The organism is Ornithinibacter sp. (genome assembly GCF_035443565.1).
Classification (GTDB): domain Bacteria; phylum Actinomycetota; class Actinomycetes; order Actinomycetales; family Dermatophilaceae; genus Fodinibacter.
Genome location: NZ_DAORSO010000057.1, coordinates 2,079 through 10,015 on the forward strand (window position 1 = coordinate 2,079; position 7,937 = coordinate 10,015).

Annotated in this window: 6 protein-coding genes and 1 pseudogene; 1 reads left to right on the forward strand and 6 read right to left on the reverse strand. The window is 71.7% G+C overall.

Annotation, left to right across the window (positions count from 1 at the left end; genetic code table 11):
• The 4 genes from PLL68_RS08010 to PLL68_RS08025 all read right to left on the reverse strand — a co-directional run.
• On the reverse strand, positions 1–967 hold a 967-nt coding region (locus PLL68_RS08010), incomplete at its 3' end, for a metal ABC transporter permease (RefSeq protein WP_324533249.1).
• Entirely contained in the window at positions 964–1,773 is an 810-nt protein-coding gene (locus tag PLL68_RS08015) for a metal ABC transporter ATP-binding protein (protein ID WP_324533250.1), read from the reverse strand. The genes PLL68_RS08010 and PLL68_RS08015, both read right to left, overlap by 4 nt.
• Positions 1,770–2,723, reverse strand: a complete 954-nt coding sequence (locus PLL68_RS08020) for a metal ABC transporter substrate-binding protein (RefSeq protein ID WP_324533251.1) — start codon at positions 2,721–2,723, stop codon at positions 1,770–1,772. The genes PLL68_RS08015 and PLL68_RS08020 overlap by 4 nt, the downstream gene beginning before the upstream one ends.
• Before the next feature lie 42 nt (positions 2,724–2,765).
• A complete protein-coding gene (locus PLL68_RS08025; RefSeq protein WP_159898698.1) occupies positions 2,766–3,050 on the reverse strand; it encodes a DUF6703 family protein in 285 nt (94 codons plus the stop codon).
• A gap of 85 nt (positions 3,051–3,135) precedes the next feature.
• On the opposite strand from PLL68_RS08025, the gene PLL68_RS08030 reads away from it, so the two are divergent.
• Positions 3,136–4,542 carry a glycine--tRNA ligase gene (locus PLL68_RS08030; RefSeq protein ID WP_324533252.1) on the forward strand — a complete coding sequence of 469 codons (1,407 nt, stop codon included), beginning with the start codon at positions 3,136–3,138 and terminating at the stop codon, positions 4,540–4,542.
• A 14-nt stretch (positions 4,543–4,556) separates the two neighbouring features.
• Here PLL68_RS08030 and PLL68_RS08035 read toward each other — a convergent pair whose 3' ends face one another.
• Complete coding sequence (locus PLL68_RS08035) at positions 4,557–7,349, reverse strand: hypothetical protein (RefSeq protein WP_324533253.1); 2,793 nt, start codon at positions 7,347–7,349, stop codon at positions 4,557–4,559.
• Positions 7,346–7,937, reverse strand: a pseudogene (locus PLL68_RS08040) (hypothetical protein); the annotation flags it as partial. The gene PLL68_RS08035 and the pseudogene PLL68_RS08040, both read right to left, overlap by 4 nt.

Below are 7,937 nucleotides of genomic sequence, written 5' to 3' on the forward strand. Positions count from 1 at the left end.
CGTCGTGGCCGTGTTCGTCGTAGTGCCCCTCGTGCGCCGCGTGGCGGTGCCCGTCGTGCAGGTAGTCGACGTGGTCGTCGTGCTCCACCGCGGGGTGCCCGCAGTCGGGCCCGTGTTCGTGGTCGTGCCGCTCGGCCCGGTCGTGGGCCGCCCGGCGCAGCCGGGCCACCACCGTGGTCACGACACTCGCCGTCACGAAGGCAGCCACGGCGAGCAGCACGATCGTGCCGCCAGACGGCGTCTCGGCCGCGTAGGACAACAGCACCCCGCCGACACTGCTCAGCACCCCGATGAGCACCGCCCACCACAGCCCGGAGCGGAAGCTGCGCGCGAACAGCTGCGACGTGGCGTTCGGCAGGATCATCAGCGCGCTGATGAGCAGCAGGCCGACGACCCGCATCGACACGACGACGGTGACCGCGGTGAGCACGGCGAGCACGAGGTTGTAGCGCAGGACGGGGATGCCGGCCGCGCGCGCGTACTCCTCGTCGTTGGCCACGGCGAAGAACCGTTGGCGCAGCACGAGGGTGGCGCTCAGCACCACGGCGGCCAGCACGGCGAACACGATGATGTCGGCGCGGCTGGTCGTGAGGATCGCGCCGAAGAGGTATCCGGTGAGGTTGGCCGGGGTGCCGCTGCTGCTGCGGGAGATGAGCACGACACCGAGCGCGATGCCCCCGTAGAACATCACCGCGAGGGCGGTGTCACCGCTCGTGCGCCCCGAGGCCCGGATCAGCTCGATCGCGACCGCCGCGAGCACCGCGGCGATGAGCGCGGTCAGCACCGGCTCCTGCCCGGTGAGCACACCGACCGCCACTCCCGCGAGGGCGACGTGCCCCATGCCGTCACCGATGAGCGACATCCGGCGTTGGACGAGGAACACCCCGACGAGAGGCGCCGCGAACCCGGCGAGCAGGGCCGCGAGCAGCGCCTGACGCATGAAGTCGAGGGCGAGCAGGTCGCTCACGGCGCCACCTCCCGGGGGGTCGGGTCCAGCGGGGCCGCCCCGATGACGTGTCCGCGCCGGGGGGAGTCGTCGTCCGGGTGGTGGTGGTCGGAGCCCACGGCGTGCCGTCGAAGGTGGTCCGCGTAGGCGGCCGGGGTGCCGTCGAAGTCGATGTGGCCGGCATCCAGACACACGATGCGGGTGACGACGCCCTCCAGGGCCTCGAGCTCGTGGGTGACGACGAGCATCGAGGTTCCCCGGTCGGCCAGTCGCTGCAGCACCAGCGCCAGTGCCTCCTGGTTCGCGTGGTCGACCCCGGCGGTCGGCTCGTCCATGACGAGCATGTCGGGGCGCCCGGCGAGCGCCCGGGCGATGAGGACGCGCCGCTGCTGTCCGCCGGAGAGTGCGGCGACCTCCTCCTGGGCGCGATCGGCCAGACCGACGTCGGCGATCGCCTCGCGCACGATGGCCTGGTCCTGGCGGGATGCCGGCTTCCACCACGGCCGGTGGGGGAGGCGGCCGACCTCGACGATCTCGGTGACCGTCGCCCGCACGGACGCCGACAGCGAGTGTCGCTGCGGCACGTAACCGAGCCGGGTGTGCTGGTCGAACTCATCGAGCGGGGTGTCGAAGAGCTCGACGTCACCACCCTGGCGGGTGCTCAGACCGAGGATGCCGCGTACGAGCGTGGACTTGCCCGACCCGTTCGGGCCGAGCAGGGCCACGACCTCACCCGCCCGGACCGTGAGGTCGACCCCGGACACGACCGTGCGGTCGGCGTACCCGAAGGAGGCCGACCGCAGTCGCACGAGCGTGGGGCTGGTCATGAACAGCCCTGGCCCTCGCGCAGGGTCATCAGGTTGGCGCGCATGACCTCAAGGTAGTCCGAGCCGGGGGAGGCATCGGTGAGTCCTTCGAGGGGGTCGAGCACGGCCACCTTGGCACCGGTCTCGCGGGCGATCGTCTCGGCGAGCGCGGGGGACACGAGCGTCTCGGCGTAGACGGTGCTCACCCCGCTCTCGCGGACGTGGCTGACGAGGTCGCGCAGCGCGGCGGCGTCGGGTTCGGCGTCGGGAGAGATGCCGGCGATGCCCTCCTGGCCCAGGCCGTAGCGGGTGGCGAGGTAGCCGAACGCGGCGTGCCCGGTGACGAGTTCCCTGCTCTCGCAGGTCTTCAGCCCGGCGGTGAACTCCTCGTCGAGCGTGGTCAGGTCGCTCGCCAGGGCGGCGGCGTTGGCCGTGTACGTCGCCGCGTTCGCCGGATCGGCCTTCGCGAAGCGCTCGCCGACGGTCGTCGCGACCGCGGCCATGCGGGTCGGGTCGAGCCAGAAGTGCAGGTCCACCACGCCGTCCGCGGCGTGCCCGGCGTGCTCGTCCGCGCTCTCCCCGGCGTGGTCGTGGCCGTCGTCGGCGCCGGTGACGATGAGGTTCGCGGGCTGCGTGACGTCGAGGGCGGCATCCGCGGCCTGGGTCTTCACGGCATCGTCGACGGCCGGCTGGAAGCCGGCGAGGTACAAGACGGCCTTGGCCTGCGACAGCTGGGCGACGGCCTTCGGCGTGAGCTCGAGGTCGTGCGGCTCGGTGCCGGGCTTGGTCAGCGTCGACACCTCGACGAGGTCGCCGCCGACGCGCTCCGCGACGAACTGGAGGGGGTAGAAGGCGGCCGTGACCGGCATCCGGTCTGCTCCGTCGGTGCCCGACGCCCCATCGGTGCCGCTGTCACCACACCCGGCGAGCACGAGGGCGGAGGACAGGACAGCAACAGCAAGAGCCTTCATGACAATCATTCTCAATCATGGTGAGAATGATTGTCAAAACCGTCAGCCGCGCGGAACCGCCTGGGTGATGGCGATCGCAGCCATCATGACGACGACTGCCACCCGCATCATCCGCTCGGGCATGCTCAGGCGTGGCCACGCGAGGGCACCGATCCACGCGAGCAGGAGCACCACGAGGACGATGAGCACCCAGCCCCAGCCGGGGATGAGGAGGCCGGCGATGACCAGGCCGAGGATGGCCAGGAAGGGCACGAACCGCGGGAGCGAACTGATGTACGTCAGCGCCGGGAGGCTGGCGCGCTCGAAGGACTCACGAAGGCTGGACACGGTGCACCAGCCTACGCGCGGCGAGGCTCAGGCCCCGCACGGGCCGGTTCGGCTGCGGGGCACCTCCCCGGATAGCCTTGCCGCCATGGCCGCTCCCACCTCCGTCGTCGACACCGTCGTCTCCCTCTGCAAGCGTCGGGGGTTCGTCTTCCCCTGTGGCGAGATCTACGGCGGTACGCGCTCGGCCTGGGACTACGGGCCGCTCGGCGTCGAGCTCAAGGAAAACATCAAGCGCCAGTGGTGGCGCTCGATGGTCACCGCCCGCGAAGACGTCGTCGGACTCGACTCCTCGATCATCCTGCCGCGCCAGGTCTGGGTCGCCTCGGGGCACGTCGGTGCCTTCACCGACCCGCTCACCGAGTGCCAGAGCTGCCACAAGCGGTTCCGTGTCGACCACATGCAGGAGGCCGTCGCCGACCGCGAGGCCAAGAAGGGCAAGGAGGTCGACCCCGACTCCATCGAGCTCGCCGACCTCGCCTGCCCCAACTGCGGCACCCGCGGCCAGTGGACCCCACCTCGCGAGTTCAACATGATGCTCAAGACGCACCTCGGTGTTCTCGAGGACGAGTCGGGTCTGCACTACCTGCGCCCCGAGACCGCCCAGGGCATCTTCGTGAACTTCCTCAACGTCATGCAGGCCTCGCGCAAGAAGCCGCCGTTCGGCATCGCCCAGACCGGCAAGAGCTTCCGCAACGAGATCACCCCGGGCAACTTCATCTTCCGCACCCGCGAGTTCGAGCAGATGGAGATGGAGTTCTTCGTCAAGCCCGGCGAGGACGAGGAGTGGCACAAGTACTGGATCGATGAGCGCACCCGCTGGTACACCGACCTCGGCATCAACCCCGACAACCTGCGCCACTACGAGCACCCGGTCGAGAAGCTCTCGCACTACTCCAAGGGCACCACCGACATCGAGTACCGCTTCAACTTCACCGGCAGCGAGTGGGGTGAGCTCGAGGGGATCGCGAACCGCACCGACTTCGACCTCAGCACCCACACGCAGCACTCGGGCACCGACCTGGTCTACTTCGACCAGGCGAGTGGCGAGAAGTACACGCCGTACGTCATCGAGCCGGCCGCCGGGCTCTCGCGCAGCCTGATGACGTTCCTCGTCGACGCGTACACCGAGGACGAGGCCCCCAACACCAAGGGTGGGGTCGACAAGCGCGTCGTGCTCAAGCTCGACCCGCGCCTGGCTCCGGTCAAGGCCGCCGTGCTGCCGCTGTCGCGCAACGCCGACCTGTCGCCGAAGGCCCGCGACCTCGCCGCGATGCTGCGCAAGAACTGGAACATCGAGTTCGACGACGCCGGTGCCATCGGCCGCCGCTACCGCCGCCAGGACGAGATCGGCACCCCGTTCTGCCTCACCGTCGACTTCGACACCCTCGACGACCAGGCCGTGACGATCCGCGAGCGCGACACCATGGCGCAGGAGCGGGTCGCCCTCGACCAGGTCGAGGGCTGGCTCGCGGCCCGCCTGGTCGGCGCCTGATCAGGCTGCACTGATCAGGCCGACGGGCCGTAGCGCTGCCAGACCTGCTCGGCCTCCTCACCGCGGCCGTCGCGGTCCAGCGCCCGGGCCAGCGCCCCGGCGGCGTTGACCCGCTCGTCGACCAGGCCCAGTGCGTGCAGCGACGTGATCGCCTCACGCAGCACGGGTTCGGCCTCGGCGAGCCGGTCGTGGTCGGCGAGCACCATCGCCCCTTCGGCGCGCAGCAGCACCTCGAACTCGGCACCGACGAGAGCCTGGGCGGCCGCGAAACGGGCGACGGCGGCATCCACCTCGCCGTGCTTGGCGAGCAGGTGTGCGCCCTGGCGCAGCACGTGCGGCTCCATGACCTCACCGTCGAACTCGTCGTCGTCCACGCCGGCCTCGTCAGCGAGCACCTGGGCCAGCCCGATCGCGGCGTCGAGGTCGGCGATCCCGGCGATGAGGTCCTCGGTGTCGGCGCGCAGCGCAGCGCGCGAGCGCAGCGCCTCGAGGTAGAGGTCGACCGTCGCGGTCTCGCGGGCGCGCTCGGCCGCGCTCTCGTAGTGCACCGCTGCCGCAGTGAGGTCGCCGGCATCCCAGGCGCAGTTGCCCGCGCGCCACTGGGCGTGCGCGGACTCCATGATCCGTGCCTCGGCCTCGAAGGCGGTGGATGCCGTGGCGAACGCCGTGCGTCCCGGCGCCCACTGGCCGAGCCCGATGAGAGCGTTGCCCAGGGCCCAGGCAGCAGGGCCGACGAGCGAGGGGCTGGTCTCGCGCAGGACGGGCAGGGCTGCCTCCAGCAGTTCGGCCGCCTCGACCGGTCGACCGGTCTCGACGTAGGCCAAGCCGAGGAAGCGTTGTCCGTGGGCGAGCAGCACGGGGTCGCGCAGGCGCGTTGCTGCGGCGACCAGGTCGGCGGCCGGCTCCTCCAGCTCGTCGTAGGTGTTCTGCTCGACGAGGACCTCGCACAGCCCGAGCAGGAGCGGGATGCGGGCGCGCTCGGGCAGGCCGCGCCCCTCCAGGGCCGAGCGCAGGTGGGTCAGGGCCGAGTCGCTGTCACCGGCGGCGTTCGCGATCCGACTGCGCGCGTCCAGGGCCATCGAGCGCAGGACCGGGATGTCCTGGATCCGCGGCATGAGGGCGCTGAACCGGGCGTCATCAGCAACCGGGTCAGGGTCGGTCCAGGCGAGCGCCATCGCCGTCTCGACCTCGCAGAGCAGGGCGCGCTCGCGGGACTCTGCGGCGCGGTAGGCGTCCGCGGCGCGTTCGAGGTCGCGCAGCTCGCCGCCTCCCGGGCGGTGGAACAGCCGCCGCCACAGGCCGCCGGCCTCGGTGTGTGCCCCGATGGACTCCAGGTGGGCCGCGATCTCACGGGCCCGTTCGGCCCCGTCGTCGTCGAGGAGGGCGAGTTCGCCGTCACAGCGAATCACGCCGACGTCGTCGCCACCACGCTGCGAGGCCTCCCTCGCGGACTCGAGCATCGCGCGGTGCTCGTCACCGGGGGCGTCCACGGAACTGACCCGGTCGAGCAGGCCCACGGCGGCCCACTGCTCGGGGGCCTCGACCGGTAGCAGGGCGGCCCGGTCGCGCAGCCAGGCGGCGACGTGGTCCTCCGTGGCCGGATCGAGGGTCAGCAGTGCCTCGCTGAGGGCCCGCGCCCGCTCGAGCACGTCTGTGGATGCCGTGGCACGCGTCGCGCTGCGGCGCCCGCCCGTGGGCGCGGCCGTCGTGGGAAGGCGTGTGGGCGGCAACGTCGGCTCGGTCGGCACCAGCGAGGGGTCATGGGCGGCCGCCAGAGACCGTGACACCACCGTCGAGGAGTAGCGCGCGTCGAAGGCCGCAGCGATGTCGTCCGACGTGGAGGTCAGGTCGCGAACGACGTCAGCGACGGGGCGCCCGTCGATGTCGTCAGGGGCCAGACCCACGGCGGCCGCGCGGTCGAGCACGTGTGCAGCGGTGGCGGAGAACCACATCCGGGCCCACGGGGAGGGGAGGTCGTCGAGCCAGCCGAGGCGCGGGAGCAGGAGGTCGATCGCGCGGTCGGTGTTGCCCAGGCGCAGCAGCACCCGCAGGCAGGTGCCGACGTTCAGGGCGGCGGTGGGGTCGTCCTGAACGAGGTGCCACGACCGGCGGAAGGCGCTGACGGCCCCTTCGACGTCGCCGAGGTGCAGGCGCAGCAGCGCGGCGTCAGCGAGGCTGGTGTGCGGCTCCTCGCCGCAGGTGAGGTCACCGTCGATCACCGGGGCGAGCAGGTCGAGGGCACGGGCCGGGTCATGGGGGGCGACCAGCCGGCTCTGCCCACGGTGCTCGCAGGCCAGGCAGTCGCTGTGCCTGTCCCGCGGCTCGGCGAGCCACGCACTGAGCTCGCGGGCGACGGCGTCCCGGTCGTCGAGGTGCTGCGCCAGGCGGGCGCGAGCAGCATGCACCGGACGCAGCGCCGCGCCCTCGGCGCGGTAGACCTCCTCGACGTCGTCGATGGCCGCCACCAAGGCCGACAACGGCACCTCGGGGAGGGTCTCGATGAGGTCGATCGCCCACTTCAGGCGCCACAGCACCGCGTGGCGGTCGTCCTCCTCCAGCTCGTGGACGGGGTCCAGGGCCCGTCGCAGCCACGTGAAGTGGACGAGGGTGTGTGGGTCGTCGGGCACGTAGTACAGGGCTTGGGTGAGGTCGATGCGGGCGACGAACTCCTCGGCGAACGACTGGTTGGCCTGGGCCAGGCGCAGCGCCATCTCGTGGGCGCGCACACGCTCCATCCCGATGGGTGCCTCGTCCGCCGCCAGCGACAGCCTGGCGAACTGCTCTGACACCTGATCCCACTGGCTCATGCTGGTCCTCCGTCGACGGCCCGGTCGATCAGTGCCGGCAGCGCTCGGGCCACGAGGGCGCTGTCGAACGGGGTGAGGGGGTGCCGCCCGGCGAGCAGGGCGTGGGCGTACAACGCTTCGAGGGCGACCCGTTGCAGCTCGGCGTCACCACAGTCCGCGAGGCGGCGCACCGCGTGGTGCTCGGCGTTGAGGACGAAGCGCGCCACGGCATCCGGCTCGGCGATCTCGGCGAGGGCGGCCGACCAGGGGTCGTCGACCGCGGCAGCCACGTCACGTCGGTCGCGTTCGCGGTGCGCATCGCGGCCGACCAACAGGACGGCGTGCATCGTGGCGGGGCGGAACGAGCGCACCACCGGCCTCACCTCGGATCGCCCGAGCACCTGGCGGGCGACGTCCAGCAGCGGCGCGAAGGCGGCGGCCTCGTCGGGATCGGGATCGCTGAACCGGTCGGCGAGGTGTTCGGGTTCCAGGCGCACGGCCTCCAACCCGTCGGTGCGGGCGACCCATCGTTCGAGGATGGTGCGGTCGTAGGCATACCCGGCGTTGAGCACCGCGATGTCCTCGGCCCGTGCGATGGCGGCCACCTGC

Coding starts and splice junctions, on each gene's coding strand:
- PLL68_RS08035 (WP_324533253.1), bottom strand. CDS start 7,349: ATGAGCCAGTGGGATCAGGTGTCAGAGCAGTTCGCCAGGCTGTCGCTG.
- PLL68_RS08015 (WP_324533250.1), bottom strand. CDS start 1,773: ATGACCAGCCCCACGCTCGTGCGACTGCGGTCGGCCTCCTTCGGGTAC.
- PLL68_RS08020 (WP_324533251.1), bottom strand. CDS start 2,723: ATGAAGGCTCTTGCTGTTGCTGTCCTGTCCTCCGCCCTCGTGCTCGCC.
- PLL68_RS08030 (WP_324533252.1), top strand. CDS start 3,136: ATGGCCGCTCCCACCTCCGTCGTCGACACCGTCGTCTCCCTCTGCAAG.